Genomic DNA, 14122 nt, shown 5'->3' with positions numbered 1-14122 from the left:
ATATAGCAGCATGTAGCCCACTTAACGGCCTGCATCGCCGTGTTGCACAGGGTCAAAAGCCCTAATGATCCGGCGCTCAGTGCTTGATGAACACATAAATAATAAGGATTCCCATGACGTTGTTTGCAGTTCTTGTTGCTCGTAGCACCCGCGTTGACGCGTTTTTTCGTTCGGACGATGCTGTTCATCGCCGCGTTTCCGGCAAGTGGCTTCCGGCCCTTGCAGCGAGTGTCTGCGTTGCGGCCGCAAGCAACGTTCATCTGGCCCATGCGGCTATCGTGCCGCCCGGCGTGCAGCTCGCAGCCAAGCAGGAACTGGTGCGCAACAACGCGTCCGAGGTAGAGACCCTGGACCCGAACCTGGCCGAGAGCGTGCCCTCCAATAACGTCACGCGTGATCTGTTCGAGGGGCTGACCGCGACCGATGCCGACGGGACCGTTGTGCCGGGTGTGGCGGAAAAATGGGAGCAGAAGGATGCAACCACGTGGATCTTCCATCTGCGAAAGAATGCCAAGTGGTCCAACGGCGAGCCGGTGGTCGCGAGCGATTTCGTGTACGGCTGCCAGCGCCTGGTCGACCCGAAGATTGCTTCGCCGTATGCCAGTACGTTCGGCATCTTTTTGTTGAACGGTGCTGAAATCGTGGCGGGAAAAAAATCACCGGACACGCTGGGCGTTCGCGCAATCGACCCGTACACGGTCGAAATCAAGACACCGTATCCGGTGTCGTTCATCCCTGAACTGATGTCGAATACGAATCTCGGTCCGCTGAACAAGGCCGCGGTTGATAAGTACGGCAAGGACTGGACCAAACCCGGCAAGCTGGTAAGCAACGGTGCGTTCATGCTGAAGGACTGGCAAGTGAACAACAAGCTCGTGCTGGCGCGCAATCCGCAATACTGGGACGCCGCTCATGTGCAGCTGTCGCAAGTGACGTACCTTCCGGTTGAGAGCGAGACCACCGACATCAAGCTGTTCCAGTCCGGCGACAACGACTGGGTGTATCAGCTGCCGTCTGGCATGTACCCCAAATACAAGCAGGAATTTGCTGCCGACATGAAGCTTTCTCCCATGCTCGGACTGCGCTATTACTCGTTCAATAACAAGGACCCGTTGCTCAAGGACGTGCGCGTTCGCCAGGCGCTCTCCATGGTGATCGATCGCGATATCCTCGCGCAACGCGTGACCGCTGACGGGCAGATCCCCGCATACGGCGTCATTGTGAAGGGTGTGAAGGGCGCGGACGTGACGGCTTACGACTGGTCGACGTGGCCTATGGCGAAGCGCGTGGAAGAGGCGAAGAAGCTGCTCGCACAAGCGGGCGTGAAGCCGGGCACGACGCTGCATTTCGCGCTGAACACGAGCGACTATCACAAGAAAATGGCTATTTTTGCGGCCTCCGAGTGGAAAACGAAGCTCGGCCTGGACACGCAGATCGACGCAATGGAGTTCAAGGTCTTGCTGAAGAAGCGGCATGCCGGCGACTACCAGATTGCACGCAATGGCTGGGTCGCGGACTATAACGACGCGACCACGTTCCTGCAGCTTGTGCAATGTGGTTCGGACCAGAACGACAGCGGCAATTGCAATCCAAAGGCCGACGCGCTGATCCGACAAGCTAACGAAAGCACGGACCAGGCTAAACGCACGCAGTTGCAGACCCAGGCCGCGAAGCTCGTGATGGACGACTATCCAATCCTGCCGCTGCTGCAGTACACCACGGTCCGGCTGGTGAAAAGCTACGTGGGCGGATATTCGCTGAAGAACCCGATGGACCGTTACCGCAGCAAGGACATGTATATCGTGGCGCACTGAGCGCGACGCAAACGCCCCCGCAATATCATCCAGCAAACAGCAAGAGGCGGTTGCCGTGACGCGCTTTGTCGCGGCGCCCCCAGGAGAGATGTCCCATGTGGTCTTATACGTTGAGGCGCGTGCTGTTGACGGTGCCTACCCTGCTGATAGTCATCACCGTCTGCTATCTGCTGCTGCACGCTACCCCGGGCGGTCCGTTCGACGGCGAGCGTAAAGTCTCCGCGGAAGTGCTCGCCAACCTGCAGGCGAAATACCATCTCGGCGAGCCGCTGTGGAAGCAGTATTTGCTGTATCTCAACAGCCTGTTGCACGGCGACCTGGGGGCATCGTTCAGGTACGCCGACTGGAGCGTCAACGACCTCGTGCTGCGTGCGTTGCCGGTGTCGTTGACTATCGGCGGTGTATCCATGGTGCTCGCCATTGTGCTCGGCGTCGTGCTCGGCATTTTCGCGGCGCTCTATCGCAACAGCCCGGCGGATTATCTGCTGATGATCATCGGCAATGCGGGGAGTGCATTCCCATCGTTCGTGATCGGACCCGTGCTGATCCTCGTGTTCGCGATCCTGCTGAAGTGGCTGCCGGCCGGCGGCTGGAACGGCTTTCATGTGCGTTACATGGTCCTGCCGGTTGCGCTGCTGACCATCATCAACGTGGCGACCGTGGGTCGCGTGACACGCGGCAGCCTAATCGAAGTGATGAACACCAACTACATCAGGACGGCCTATGCCAAGGGTCTGTCGCGCTGGACCGTTGTGCTGCGTCACGCACTGCGGCCCACCATGATTCCCGTTGTATCGGTCATTGGTCCGCTCGCGATCGGCTCGATCACGGCAGCGGTCGTTACCGAGTCCGTGTTCTCGTTGCCGGGAATCGGCAAGCTGATCGTGAACGGCGCGGCCAACCGCGATTACACGCTCGTGCTGGGACTGGTCGTGCTGGTGACGGTGGTCGCGGTACTGCTCAATCTGCTGGTCGATCTCGCGTATGCGTGGCTCGATCCGAAAATCCGCTACTGAACTTGATGAGTCAACCAGCATGAGGTCCGCAATGAAACAAGGAACGCTCGTCCCCGCGCTCGAGAGCGTGCTGGCCGTGCCGGTGGCAGGCCGCAGCCCCTGGCAGGACGCCCGTATGCGCTTCGCGCGCAACAAGGCCGCCGTGGCCAGTCTCGTGATCCTGCTGCTGATCACGCTGGCCTGCGCGATCGGCCCCATGCTGCTGCCGAACGCCTTCGATTCCACCGACTGGAACATGATGAGTTCCACGCCAACGTTTGCAAACTGGCATCTGTTCGGCACGGACGACACTGGCCGCGACCTGCTCGTGCGCTGCCTGGTCGGCGGCCGTGTCTCGCTGATGATCGGCGGCCTCGCCACGCTGACGTCGGTCACGCTCGGCATTGTGTGGGGCGCTATTGCCGGTTTCGTAGGCGGGCGCGTGGACAACGCAATGATGCGTATTGTCGACATGATGTACGCGATCCCGTACCTGCTGATCGCCATTCTGATGGTCACGCTGCTCGGCCGCGAGTTTTACCTCGTGGTGCTCACCATCACGGTGTTCTCGTGGATGGACATGGCACGTGTGGTTCGTGGCCAGACCTTGGCAATCCGTTCGAAGGAATACATTGAGGCGGCGCGTGCTATTGGCGTCTCTACGAGCGGCATCATCTTGCGTCACATCGTTCCGAACCTGCTCGGCATTGTGGCAATTTACACAACGGTTACGGTTCCTGGCGTTATTCTTACGGAGTCCGTGTTATCGTTTCTTGGACTCGGCGTGCAAGAGCCCATGACCAGTTGGGGTGTGCTGATTCAGGACGGCGTTGGCGTGATGGAAACAGCGCCCTGGATTCTCCTGTTCCCGGCGGCGTTGTTGTCGGTGACGCTGTATTGCATCAACTTTGTTGGCGACGGTCTGCGCGACGCGCTTGACCCGAAGGATCGGTAAGCACCATGTCACTGCTCAAGGTAAATAATCTGGAAGTCGCGTTCGACTCGCCCGATGCCGTGGTCCGCGCAGTCAACGGCGTGAGTTTCGACCTGGAAGAAGGCAGCACGCTGGGCATTGTCGGGGAATCGGGATCGGGCAAGAGCCAGAGCGTGCTTGCCATGCTCGGGCTGCTCGCGACCAACGGGCGCGCGAAGGGCAGCGCGATCTACCAGGGTGAGAACCTGCTGACCATGCCGGCAAAGAAGCTGAACCGCATTCGCGGTAATCGGCTTTCCATGATCTTCCAGGACCCCATGACGTCGCTGAATCCGTATCTGACGATCGAGCGCCAGATGACGGAAGTGCTCGAACTGCACAAGAACATGACGCGCCGCGCCGCGAAGAAGCGTTCGATCGAGATGCTGGAAGCGGTGCGGATTCCCGAAGCCGCACATCGTATCGATCAATACCCGCACGAACTGTCCGGTGGCATGCGCCAGCGCGTGATGATCGCCATGGCGTTGCTGTGCGAGCCGCAAGTGCTGTTCGCCGACGAACCAACCACCGCGCTCGACGTCACAGTCCAGGCTCAAATTCTTCAACTCCTGCGCAACCTGCAACACGACTTCGGCACGGCGATCGTGCTGATCACGCATGACCTCGGCGTAGTCGCTGGTCTGTGTGAGCAAGTGATGGTGATGTATGGCGGCCGCGTGATGGAACAATGCAACGCGGACAACCTGTTCGCTCGTCCTTCGCATCCCTATACCATCGGTTTGCTGCGCGCGTTGCCGCGGCTCGATCAAAGCGACGTGCCGCTCGTCGGCATTCCCGGCAATCCGCCGAACATGGCGCATCCGCCGTCGGGCTGTCCGTTCCAGGAGCGCTGCATAGACGCAAGCCAGCGTTGCGCCGAGTCAGTGCCGCCGCTCGAAGCGTTTGGCGGGGACACCACTTGGCTGCGAGCCTGCAATCGTCCGGTCGAGCAAATGAAGTCGTTGCATGAGGTGGCCCATGTCTGAGCAAACCATCCTGTCGGTACGCAACGTCCAGGTTCATTTCAACGTCAAGGCGAAGAGCAAGTTGCCGTGGGCGCCGTCGCGCACGCTGAAGGCCGTGGACGGCGTTAGCTTCGACCTGAAGGCCGGCGAGACGCTCGGCGTGGTGGGCGAATCGGGCTGCGGCAAGTCCACCTTGTCGCGTGCCATCCTCAATCTCATTCCCGCTACGCATGGTGAAATCGTGTGGATGGGCAAGGATCTCAGCGGCGCCACGGCGAAGCAGTGGCACGGCGTGCGACGCGACATCCAGATGATTTTCCAGGATCCGCTGGCTTCGCTCGATCCACGCATGACCGTCGGGCAGATCATTGCAGAACCGTTGCGTGAACATCGGCCGGGTATGTCGAAGGACGAAATGAACCAGCGGGTGCGCGCAATGATGGCGAAGGTCGGTTTGCGCGAGCAGATGATCAACCGCTATGCGCACGAATTTTCGGGCGGCCAGTGCCAGCGTATCGGGATTGCGCGTGCGTTGATCGTGGAGCCGAAGCTGATTGTCTGCGACGAACCGGTGTCGGCCCTTGACGTTTCGATCCAGGCGCAGATCGTCAACCTGCTCAAGTCCTTGCAGCAGGAAATGAAGCTTGCGCTGATCTTTATCGCGCACGATCTGGCCGTGGTCAAGCATATCTCGGACCGCGTAATGGTCATGTATCTCGGCCACGTCATGGAACTTGCCGACAAACATTCGCTTTACGCGCGTCCCCGGCATCCGTACACGCGCGCGTTGCTTTCCGCCATACCGGTACCGAATCCGGCTATCGAGCGGACGAAGGTCGTGCAGATCCTGTCCAGTGACATTCCCAGCCCGATCAATCCCCCAACGGGTTGCGTCTTTCATACCCGTTGCCCCATAGCGGAGGCGCGTTGTGCCGTTGAAGTGCCGCCGCTGCGCACGCTTGAACATGGAGTCGCGGCTGCCTGCTTACTGACCTGATTACTCGCTCGCTCGCTTGATTGATTGCTTGATTACTCGCTTGAATAGTCGCCCGATTTAAAGGCCGTTTCGACACCCCCTGGCAACTCTGATGGACCCCGTTCTTGACGGGGGCCAGGGAGTCGTTCGGCCAATCGTGAAGCCTTCGTAGTCCCTGTAGTCCCTGTAGTTCCTGCCGTCACAACCCTCCGGTGAGTCGTTCGGCGTCCGGCGTGGGCGTTTTTGCGCGCGCTGAAAATATATGAGAACGGCCATCGGCCTCTTAACTCGCTGCCCATAAGAAATAAGAGACAAGCACATGAAACAACAAAAGCGTTCAATCGCTCTATCTCTAATTGTTTTCTCCGGTTTGATAAGCCCATCCATTGCCGCTTTTGCAGACGATGACGATGTTGCAACACGACATACTGAGGCACCTCCGAGTTCACCGCCGAATTCTGAAGCGGATGCGCCGATCAGTAATCAATCGAAGTCCCAGGGGTTTATCGAAGATTCACATTTCAATCTTTTGTTTCGCAGTTATACCGAACACCTGGAAGGAGAAGGTATCCAGAAGAAAGACGCTTCGGTTCTCGGCAACCAGGCGGTATTTGAGTCGGGGTATACGCGCGGATTATTCGGTGTCGGTTTTGACGCGTCATTGTTCAGCGCATTCAAGCTTAACGGCGGACAAGGCGCCGGTAACCGCGTGCATTTGAATCACGATGGGCAAAGCGGTCAGAATCAGCTTGCATGGACCTACCCCGGTGTGTGGGACGTGAAAGCGCGCGTATCGAACACGGTTGTTAAATATGGTCAACAATTATTCGATAATCCCTTTCTTGTTCCTCACGATAACCGTGCGTTGCCGCCAACTTACCGGGGTGTATCGCTCGCGAGCGAGGAGATCAAGAATCTGACGCTCAAGGCGGGTAGCGTGGACGCGGTGCTGGCCCGCGGTCAAACGAGCGTCTCGTCGTTGTCGACCGAATATGGTGGGAGGCACTTCAGCCGCTTCACGTTCGCGGGCGGGGACTACACGCCCAATGACGACACGGCTGTGTCGTTATACGGAAGCCGCGCTGAGAACGTGTGGGATCAATATTATTTGTCACTCTCGCGCAGTATTGGAGATCCGTCACAGATTCGCTGGACAGGCGGGCTGACCTATTACTACACCCATGATGTCGGGCAGAGTCGCGAAGGCTCGATCAATAATCACGCGTACAGCTTGCAGTTGTCGGGCACGCACAACGCGCATACGGTAGCCCTGGGCTTCCAGCAGATCGCCAGCAATCAGTTCTTCGATTATGTTGGCCAGTCCGCAGGCGATTATCTGGCGAATTCGCTCGATGTCGACTACAACGCGCCGCATGAAAAATCATTATCGCTCAGCTACACGGTCAATATGAGCGGGTATGGCGCTCCAGGCTTGAAAATGACGTTGTGGACCGCGTATGGCTGGGGTGCGGATGCTTCGGATATGGCGAATCGATACGCGGATCCGTCAAACGCGCTGCATGACCTCTACTGGAAGAATGGCGAGCCTGTTCACGGCACCCACTACGAGTTCGGCTTCATTCCATCCTATACGTTTGGCTCTGGAAAGCTGAAGGGAACGACCGCAAAGTTCTATTACATGCATCACCACGGCGGCAAATACTATTCGGATTCCAGCAGCGACGTTTATCGTTTGATGGTGAATGTTCCGGTTAATGTGTTCTAAGCGTGTTCTAAGCGTGTTTTGAAGGTCTTTTAATAATCGACGGCTATTGGATGGCCGAAAGGGCGAGGTGAGCGGCGTGATGGGCGTGGCTCACCGGCATGCACAACCCAGTCGATAAAGCGTGGTTTTTCACCCATGCGTTCAGCCCGCCGAGTTCGCCCGGCGGGCTTTTTTGGGCCCCGGCCGTCTAAGGTCGTCCAAACCATCCAAGGCCCTCTAACGCTGCACGCCCCAACGACGAATCGTAAGCCGTTCGAAGGTATCGAACACGAGATGCTCTACAACCAGACCGATCACGATAACCGCGGCCAATCCCGCGAATACGCGATCTGTATACAGCTCGTTACGGTTTTGAAAGATGTACCAGCCGAGGCCGCCATTCCCCGAGCTGGCGCCGAACACCAGTTCCGCGGCGATCAGCGTTCGCCATGCAAACGCCCAACCCACACGAAGCCCGGCGAGGATCGAAGGCAAGGCTGCGGGGACCAGAATCAGCAGCACATGCCGAAGCCCCTTCAGCCCGTAGTTGCGGTCGGTCATGCGCAGCGTTTCCGGTACGGGCTGAAAGCCGAGTAGGTGTTCAACGCGAGCGGCCACAGCACCGAATGCACGAGCACAAACAACAGGCTCCCAGCGCCCAGCCCGAACCACAGCAACGCGAGCGGTAGCAGCGCGATTGATGGCAAAGGATTGAACATCGCGGTCAGCATGGACAGCAGGTCCCGGCCAAAACGAGTGGACACCGCAAGCGACGTCAACAGGAACGCCAGCGCCACGCCGAGCAGATAACCCGTTCAGCAGCAGATACACCACGCCGAACTGCTACGCGATTCGGAGGGTACCCTCGGCGTGTGCGGGCATAGCCGTACCGAGCGACGAGAGGGCAACAGAGAACGAGATAAGCGCAGTAGTAAGCGAGCGCAACGACGAACGGGAACCCCGAGGTCCCCGTCGGGAGAAGAAAGGAAGCGGCATCGAAAGTCCGAAGAAGTGTTTTTAGAATTGAATTGGAAGCAGGGCGTATGGACTCTCAGAACGGCGTATCGCCTTCGATCGTCGTTCGATACATCTTTCTACGCAGATGATCGGGCGTGCCCGCTGCGAGGTGCATGAGGGACCGGTTGTCCCAGAACACGAGGTCGTGCTCGCGCCATACGTGCCGATAGATATGCACGTCGCGCACGCTGTGTTCAAAGAGGGCTAGCAGCAGGTCGCGGCTCTCGTCTTCCGGCAAGCCGATCACGCGCGTGGTGAAATGCTCGCTCACGAATAGTGCCTTGCGGCCCGTTTCCGGATGCGTGCGAATGATCGGATGCACGACCGGTTTTACCTGCGCGATCTGTTCGGCCGAGAGGTTGGGGCGCCACGGGCTGCGCTTTTGCAACTCGGCATATTTCGCCAGATAGGTGTGCTCGGCGGAGCGCCCGTTCACGGCGTCACGGAGCGCTTGCGGCAGCGTATCCCATGCCAGATGCATGTTGGCGAACAGCGTGTCGCCGCCTTCCGGGGGCAATTCTTGCGCGTGCAGCAAGGAACCGAGGCTTGGTGTTTCCTTGTACGACAGGTCCGAATGCCAGAAATGCCCGGCATCGCCGAGACCGATCGGCTTGCCGTTTTCCAGCACATTGGAGACGATCAGGATCTCCGGGTGGCCGGTCAGCTGGAACTGGTGCAGCACGTGGATTTGCAGCGGACCGAAACGGCGGCTGAAGCTGATTTGCTGGCCGGGCGTGATGCGCTGGTCGCGGAACACGACCACGTGATGATCGAGGTGCGCGCGATGGATGCGCTTGAAATCTTCGTCGGCAAGCGGCTGGCTCAGGTCGAGACCGGTTACTTCGGCGCCCAACGGAGCATCTTTAAACGGTGTGATCTCGATGGTCTGGTGTGGGGATAAGGTCGTCACGCGGGACTCGTTAATTCAATTCGGGGCGGGAGCGCTTCAGGTGAAGCGGCGTGAATGCGCTGAAACGGCACGCCGCAAAAACCGAGGTCAGATCCCGAATCTAAAATCCCGTGCGAACAAGGTCAACGAACCAAATCCCATACGCTTATCTGTTTTAACGATAAACGGGCCGCCCCAGTAGAGGGGCGGCCATTCAGGTCCGCAGAATCAGTGATGGTCATGCGCTGGATTGTTGCAATGACCGCATCCGGCCGGGCTGTCATTCCATGACGACCCCAGGATCAGGCTGCAGAAATTCAGGCGCTTGTACGCGGGGTCCTTGAGCGCGAGGACATCGGCTTTCACGTTGCCGAACGTGCTCTCCGGCTTCTTGATCGTGCCGTGAGCGAACGCATCAATGATCCCTTCCTTGAAATTAACTTCACGCGGATGTACGGCGATCACTTGTTTGCGTTGTGACTCGCTGAATTCGTCGTAGGCGAGTCCAAGTACGTCCATCTCAACGCCGGCCGTGACCAGTGCGACCACCGGCTTCTTGTGTTGCGGGATACCCGGCGTGGTGTGCAATGCAATTGAATCCCAGACCTGTTCTATGTCGTGCTCGCCAATGCCATAACCTTTGAGGAAGTCGCGCGCAGCGTTCGCACCGTCCACTTCGAAGCGATCATTCGGGCTGCTGTACGCATCGATCAGGCCCATGTCATGGAACATGGCGCCGATGTAGAGCAGCTCTGAGTCATAGGCCAACTGACGCCGTTCTCCGGTCAGCGCGCCAAACAGGAATACGCGGCGCGAGTGGTTATAGAGCAGGTCCGGCTCGGTATCGCGAACGAGCTCGGTCGCGGCGCGCGCCATGGCGCTGTCGGGAATACGGATGCCTGCGATGGTAGTGGTCATGTTCAATGCTCCTTGAATGTTGGGCTTGTCCTCGATGCCGCGAACACCTTGCTAAAATGCGTCGTTCCGGGTGGATCATCGGGAGAAGCGAAAGGGGGTGGACGACGAATTCAGTGTCGCCGCGAGCGGTCATGGCCGCAATGCAATGGGTCCGTCGAAGTCTGCCAACCGCACGGCGTCTCCTGCCAAGCGGGGGAAACGCTTGATAGAACAGCCGTTTTTCATGGGACTGGGGTAAGCGGTATGGGACCAGAGTAAGGCGCTGAAGCGCCAACTCCGGGTCGACCGCAATGAATTGCATGGGACCAGAGCAAGCGCTGAAGCGCCAACTCTGGTCGACAAGGAGCATTGACTTCATGCGTAGCGTCGCCATCGCGATTTTTCCGCAAGTGCAGGCGCTCGATGTGGCAGGTCCACTCGACGTATTCGCCGAAGCGAACGGTTTCGTCGCTTCAGGCGAGGGGTACGCGATCACGCTGGTCAGCGTGGACAACGGGCCGGTGCGCACGTCGAACGGCACACGGATGCTCGCGGACATTACGTGCGAGGCGCCGCAGCAGCATTACGACGTCGCCCTCGTGGCGGGTGGTCCCGGGCTAGCCTCCGATCCCCCCGATCCGCGCCTGAGCACCTGGCTGCGCGACGTTGCTTCGGGTTGCGAGCGCTACGGCTCGATCTGCACCGGCGCGTTCGCGCTGGGTCATGCCGGTCTGATCGATGGCCGTCATGTCACAACTCACTGGCAAAATGCGCCACAACTCGCACGGCAATTTCCGCTGGCCCGGGTCGAGCTCGACCGTATTCATATTCGCGATGGCAACCTCGTGACATCGGCGGGCGTAACGGCGGGTATTGATGTCGCGCTCGCGCTCGTCGCCGAGGATCATGGCCCGCGTATTGCGCTCGCGGTCGCCAAGCGTCTGGTGGTATTTGCGCAGCGCCGCGGCGGCCAGTCGCAATTCAGCCCGTACCTGAGTGCGCCTGCCGACGAGACGTCGCCTGCAGCCAAGGTGCAGGCATACGTGATGGAGCATATCGCTGAACGTATGACGGTTGAAAAGCTGGCGCAGATCGCGGGCATGAGCGAGCGTAATTTCGCGCGCGCGTTCGTCGAGGCGACCGGTGTGACACCGCATGATTTCGTGGAGCGAGCGCGTATTGATGCAGCACGAAACGCGCTGGAAAGCAGCACGACACCGTTGAAGACGGTCGCGTATGAGTGTGGCTTCGGCACGGCGGACCGCATGCGAATTGTGTTCCGGCAACGCCTGGGGGTGTCGCCGAATGATTACCGTCTGAGCTTTCAGAAACTTGGAGCTGACGTTTGACGATGACGCTTATGCTGCCTTTCGGTTTTCAATGTTTTTAGTGAGATTTTTAGCCACCGCCATGTATGCCAGACGCTTTGGTGCGGACGACTTGATGGCGCGAACGATCGGTCGTAACGTGATCGCTGATGACCGGATACGGATGCGCCGATGTCGAAAACCGATGGGCCGGACACGTTGGAGTCATGCGTTACCGGCTGACGCGGGCGGGACCACTTCATGCTCACGCAACACCCGCATGGCCGCGAGTGAGCGGTTTTCTCGGACCCACGCTTGGAACATATCAAACCGGGAGGCACGGGGCGCCGAGCGGCGGCCGCCGTTTCCGCTTATGAATGTTTGTTCGTGGTTGTTCTTGGTCATTGGGCCGAAGCCGCAACCCGCTCGGGCCGCACTTCTCGAGTCGCTTGCGGGCGGCCCTGATCGAGGATCAGTTATGACATTGCCGACCTGCGGCTTGCCAACAATTCGCTCAAGGAAACGCGCAGGGCGTAGTCGATTGGAACGCGGACGAACGACGACGCAATGCTGAGCAACCCGCCTTGCCGCTAGCAGCCTGAATCAATGAATCTGGAGATATTAATGAAAGATGCTTATGAACGACGTGCGCTGTTGCTGCATCTGGGCGATGTGCTGGAGGCACTGTCATGCTTGTCGCGTAGCGGCCAGCGCTACGCCACGCTCGGTGACGCAATTGCCCGTGAGGACTCGCTGAATAGTTTTACATGGCTCGGATATCTCGATGCGGCCATGACCCCGCATCAGGTGAGCGAGCGCGCGACTGCTGCGTTTTTTCTTTGGCCGAAAACTCTGCTCGATGAAGACCTGAACCGGCCATTGCTGGCGTCGACGGTGCAGCATGATCTCTTCGCCGGCAACGCCAAGGGGTGGGAGCGTTATGTAAAGGAGCGCAGAACCGAAGTGGCGTGGTTTGCGGAAGGTTTGCAGGTGCCGTCTGATGAAGCCAGGCCGGAATCGCGGTTCAGCCGCTGGCCCTACCCGGCAGAGACCGGGGCATCCTGAGGCCTTGCGGTTTCTGCTCAGTTGCTTGCTCAGTTTCATGCTTATGCCGCCTGTTCGCGCGACAAGACGGCTTGCAGGAAACTGCGTGTGCGGGCTTCGCGCGGCGCCCCGAAAATCTGTGCCGGCGGCCCTGCTTCTATCACGCTGCCATGGTCCATTACCACGACCGTGTCCGCTACATCGCGCGCAAAATTCATTTCATGCGTGACGATCAGCATGGTCATGCCTTCGCTCGCCAGAGCCTGCATGACCTGCAGCACTTCACCGACGAGTTCGGGATCCAATGCGGAAGTGGGTTCGTCGAAGAGCATGACTTGCGGGTGCATCGCAAGCGCCCGTGCAATCGCCACGCGTTGCTTCTGGCCACCGGACAACGTGCCCGGATAAACATCTGCCTTGTGACCGAGCCCGACCTTCGCCAGCAGGGCGCGCGCTTGGGCGTCAGCTTCCACCGCGCTCACGCGGGCCAGCGAGCGCGGCGCGAGCGTGATGTTCTGCAGCACAGTCAAGTGCGGAAACAGGTTGAACGATTGAAATACCATGCCCACATCCTTGCGGATTCGGTTCAGGCCGCTCTCATCGATCATCCGGCCGTTGTCCACAAGCGCGTGGCCGCAGATCCGGACCGTGCCTTCCTCGGCCGTTTCCAGCCCGTTCAGGCAGCGCAGAAAGGTGCTCTTGCCTGACCCGCTTGGTCCGATGACCACAATCACCTGAGACGGCTGGACGTCCATATCGATACCGTTCAACACCCGGTTGGGTCCGAACGATTTCGCCAGTTGTCGGACCGAAACAATGGGTTCATTCACGGTTGCGCTCATGGTCAGACCCTCCCGTCGGCACGCAGCGATTTTTCTGTCTTGCGCAACACCAGCGACGTCGCGCTCGTCAGGATCAGGTAGATGAACGCGATCACTATGTACACTTCCAGCGACCGGTACGACACGCTAATGATCTTCTCGCCTTCGTGCATCAGGTCGTTGATCGTCAGCAGGGAGACCAGCGCCGAGTTCTTGATCAACGCAATGAACTCGTTGCCGAGCGGCGGAATCATGCGTACGAACGCTTGCGGCAGGATCACCTTGCGCATGGCCATTCGATAAGGCATCCCAAGTGATCGTGCGGCTTCCATCTGGCCACGATCCATTGACTGAATCGAACCTCGCACGATCTCTGAGACATACGCGCCGCTATAAACACCCAGCCCAAGCACGCCACACGCAAACGCGGGCAGCATGATGCCGAACTGCGGCAGACCGAAGAACAGGATGAAAAGCTGCACGAGCAAGGGCGTGCCGCGTATGAACGTGAGATACGCGGTGCAGATGCCGTAGACCACACGGCGCTGCGGCGCGAGTCTGCCGATCCCCACCAGCAGACCCAACACGCAGCCGAGTACGAGTGAGCAGGCCGTGACTTCGATAGTCGTCGCCGCGCCCGTCGCGAGTGCTTCCCAGCTCGCCCATACGGGTGAAAAATCGAGCGTCATCGGTTACTCCGGTAAGGGCCGCTGCGTTAC

General features: G+C 59.1%; 12 protein-coding genes and 1 pseudogene. 8 read left to right on the top strand and 5 right to left on the bottom strand.

Translation table 11 applies throughout. The annotated features are described in order from the left end of the window. The first annotated feature begins 113 nt into the window (after positions 1-113). From SBC1_RS31730 to SBC1_RS31705, 6 genes are all read left to right on the top strand, one after another. Positions 114-1814 carry a peptide ABC transporter substrate-binding protein gene (locus tag SBC1_RS31730; protein WP_165104293.1) on the top strand — a complete coding sequence of 567 codons (1701 nt, stop codon included), beginning with the start codon at positions 114-116 and terminating at the stop codon, positions 1812-1814. Positions 1815-1909: 95 nt separating this feature from the next. Then, positions 1910-2830 carry an ABC transporter permease subunit gene (locus tag SBC1_RS31725; RefSeq protein ID WP_165104292.1) on the top strand — a complete coding sequence of 307 codons (921 nt, stop codon included), beginning with the start codon at positions 1910-1912 and terminating at the stop codon, positions 2828-2830. 31 nt (positions 2831-2861) lie between these two features. After that, on the top strand, positions 2862-3764 hold the full coding sequence (locus SBC1_RS31720) for an ABC transporter permease subunit (protein WP_165104291.1): 903 nt from the start codon (positions 2862-2864) through the stop codon (positions 3762-3764). A gap of 5 nt (positions 3765-3769) precedes the next feature. Continuing rightward, entirely contained in the window at positions 3770-4768 is a 999-nt protein-coding gene (locus SBC1_RS31715) for an ABC transporter ATP-binding protein (RefSeq protein WP_165104290.1), read from the top strand. Beyond that, positions 4761-5744 (top strand): murein tripeptide/oligopeptide ABC transporter ATP binding protein OppF, encoded by a 984-nt coding sequence (oppF, locus tag SBC1_RS31710; protein ID WP_165104289.1) that lies wholly within the window; start codon positions 4761-4763, stop codon positions 5742-5744. Before SBC1_RS31715 ends, oppF begins: the two co-directional genes overlap by 8 nt. A 298-nt stretch (positions 5745-6042) precedes the next feature. Beyond that, complete coding sequence (locus tag SBC1_RS31705) at positions 6043-7449, top strand: OprD family outer membrane porin (protein ID WP_165104288.1); 1407 nt, start codon at positions 6043-6045, stop codon at positions 7447-7449. Positions 7450-7665: 216 nt separating this feature from the next. Here the strand turns inward: SBC1_RS31705 and SBC1_RS31700 are convergent. From SBC1_RS31700 to SBC1_RS31690, 3 genes and pseudogenes are all read right to left on the bottom strand, one after another. After that, positions 7666-8240: pseudogene (locus SBC1_RS31700) on the bottom strand (ABC transporter permease); the annotation flags it as partial. Between the two features lie 239 nt (positions 8241-8479). Continuing rightward, positions 8480-9355 (bottom strand): TauD/TfdA family dioxygenase, encoded by an 876-nt coding sequence (locus SBC1_RS31695; protein WP_165104287.1) that lies wholly within the window; start codon positions 9353-9355, stop codon positions 8480-8482. A gap of 207 nt (positions 9356-9562) precedes the next feature. Continuing rightward, a complete protein-coding gene (locus tag SBC1_RS31690) occupies positions 9563-10252 on the bottom strand; it encodes an HD domain-containing protein (RefSeq protein WP_165104286.1) in 690 nt (229 codons plus the stop codon). A 356-nt stretch (positions 10253-10608) separates the two neighbouring features. Here SBC1_RS31690 and SBC1_RS31685 point away from each other — a divergent pair, with 356 nt between their 5' ends. Together SBC1_RS31685 and SBC1_RS31680 are read left to right on the top strand one after the other, a co-directional pair. Beyond that, positions 10609-11580: a GlxA family transcriptional regulator gene (locus tag SBC1_RS31685; RefSeq protein WP_165104285.1), complete on the top strand. Its 972-nt coding sequence runs from the start codon at positions 10609-10611 to the stop codon at positions 11578-11580. A gap of 582 nt (positions 11581-12162) precedes the next feature. Then, complete coding sequence (locus tag SBC1_RS31680; RefSeq protein ID WP_241202300.1) at positions 12163-12603, top strand: hypothetical protein; 441 nt, start codon at positions 12163-12165, stop codon at positions 12601-12603. Positions 12604-12644: 41 nt separating this feature from the next. On the opposite strand, the gene SBC1_RS31675 is transcribed toward SBC1_RS31680, so the two are convergent. Continuing rightward, positions 12645-13424 (bottom strand): amino acid ABC transporter ATP-binding protein, encoded by a 780-nt coding sequence (locus SBC1_RS31675; protein ID WP_165104283.1) that lies wholly within the window; start codon positions 13422-13424, stop codon positions 12645-12647. Between the two features lie 2 nt (positions 13425-13426). Beyond that, positions 13427-14092, bottom strand: coding sequence for an amino acid ABC transporter permease (locus SBC1_RS31670; protein WP_165104282.1), 666 nt, complete (start codon positions 14090-14092; stop codon positions 13427-13429). Between the last annotated feature and the right edge of the window lie 30 nt (positions 14093-14122).

It is taken from the genome of Caballeronia sp. SBC1, assembly GCF_011493005.1.
Classification (GTDB): Bacteria; Pseudomonadota; Gammaproteobacteria; order Burkholderiales; family Burkholderiaceae; genus Caballeronia.
This window is presented reverse-complemented; position numbering and strand designations above follow the sequence as displayed.

What these genes read in the sequence shown, in the direction of transcription:
- SBC1_RS31730 (WP_165104293.1), top strand. Translation starts at nt 114, where the DNA reads ATGACGTTGTTTGCAGTTCTTGTTGCTCGTAGCACCCGCGTTGACGCG.
- SBC1_RS31725 (WP_165104292.1), top strand. Translation starts at nt 1,910, where the DNA reads ATGTGGTCTTATACGTTGAGGCGCGTGCTGTTGACGGTGCCTACCCTG.
- SBC1_RS31720 (WP_165104291.1), top strand. Translation starts at nt 2,862, where the DNA reads ATGAAACAAGGAACGCTCGTCCCCGCGCTCGAGAGCGTGCTGGCCGTG.
- SBC1_RS31715 (WP_165104290.1), top strand. Translation starts at nt 3,770, where the DNA reads ATGTCACTGCTCAAGGTAAATAATCTGGAAGTCGCGTTCGACTCGCCC.
- oppF (WP_165104289.1), top strand. Translation starts at nt 4,761, where the DNA reads ATGTCTGAGCAAACCATCCTGTCGGTACGCAACGTCCAGGTTCATTTC.
- SBC1_RS31705 (WP_165104288.1), top strand. Translation starts at nt 6,043, where the DNA reads ATGAAACAACAAAAGCGTTCAATCGCTCTATCTCTAATTGTTTTCTCC.
- SBC1_RS31690 (WP_165104286.1), bottom strand. Translation starts at nt 10,252, where the DNA reads ATGACCACTACCATCGCAGGCATCCGTATTCCCGACAGCGCCATGGCG.
- SBC1_RS31685 (WP_165104285.1), top strand. Translation starts at nt 10,609, where the DNA reads ATGCGTAGCGTCGCCATCGCGATTTTTCCGCAAGTGCAGGCGCTCGAT.
- SBC1_RS31680 (WP_241202300.1), top strand. Translation starts at nt 12,163, where the DNA reads ATGAAAGATGCTTATGAACGACGTGCGCTGTTGCTGCATCTGGGCGAT.
- SBC1_RS31675 (WP_165104283.1), bottom strand. Translation starts at nt 13,424, where the DNA reads ATGAGCGCAACCGTGAATGAACCCATTGTTTCGGTCCGACAACTGGCG.
- SBC1_RS31670 (WP_165104282.1), bottom strand. Translation starts at nt 14,092, where the DNA reads ATGACGCTCGATTTTTCACCCGTATGGGCGAGCTGGGAAGCACTCGCG.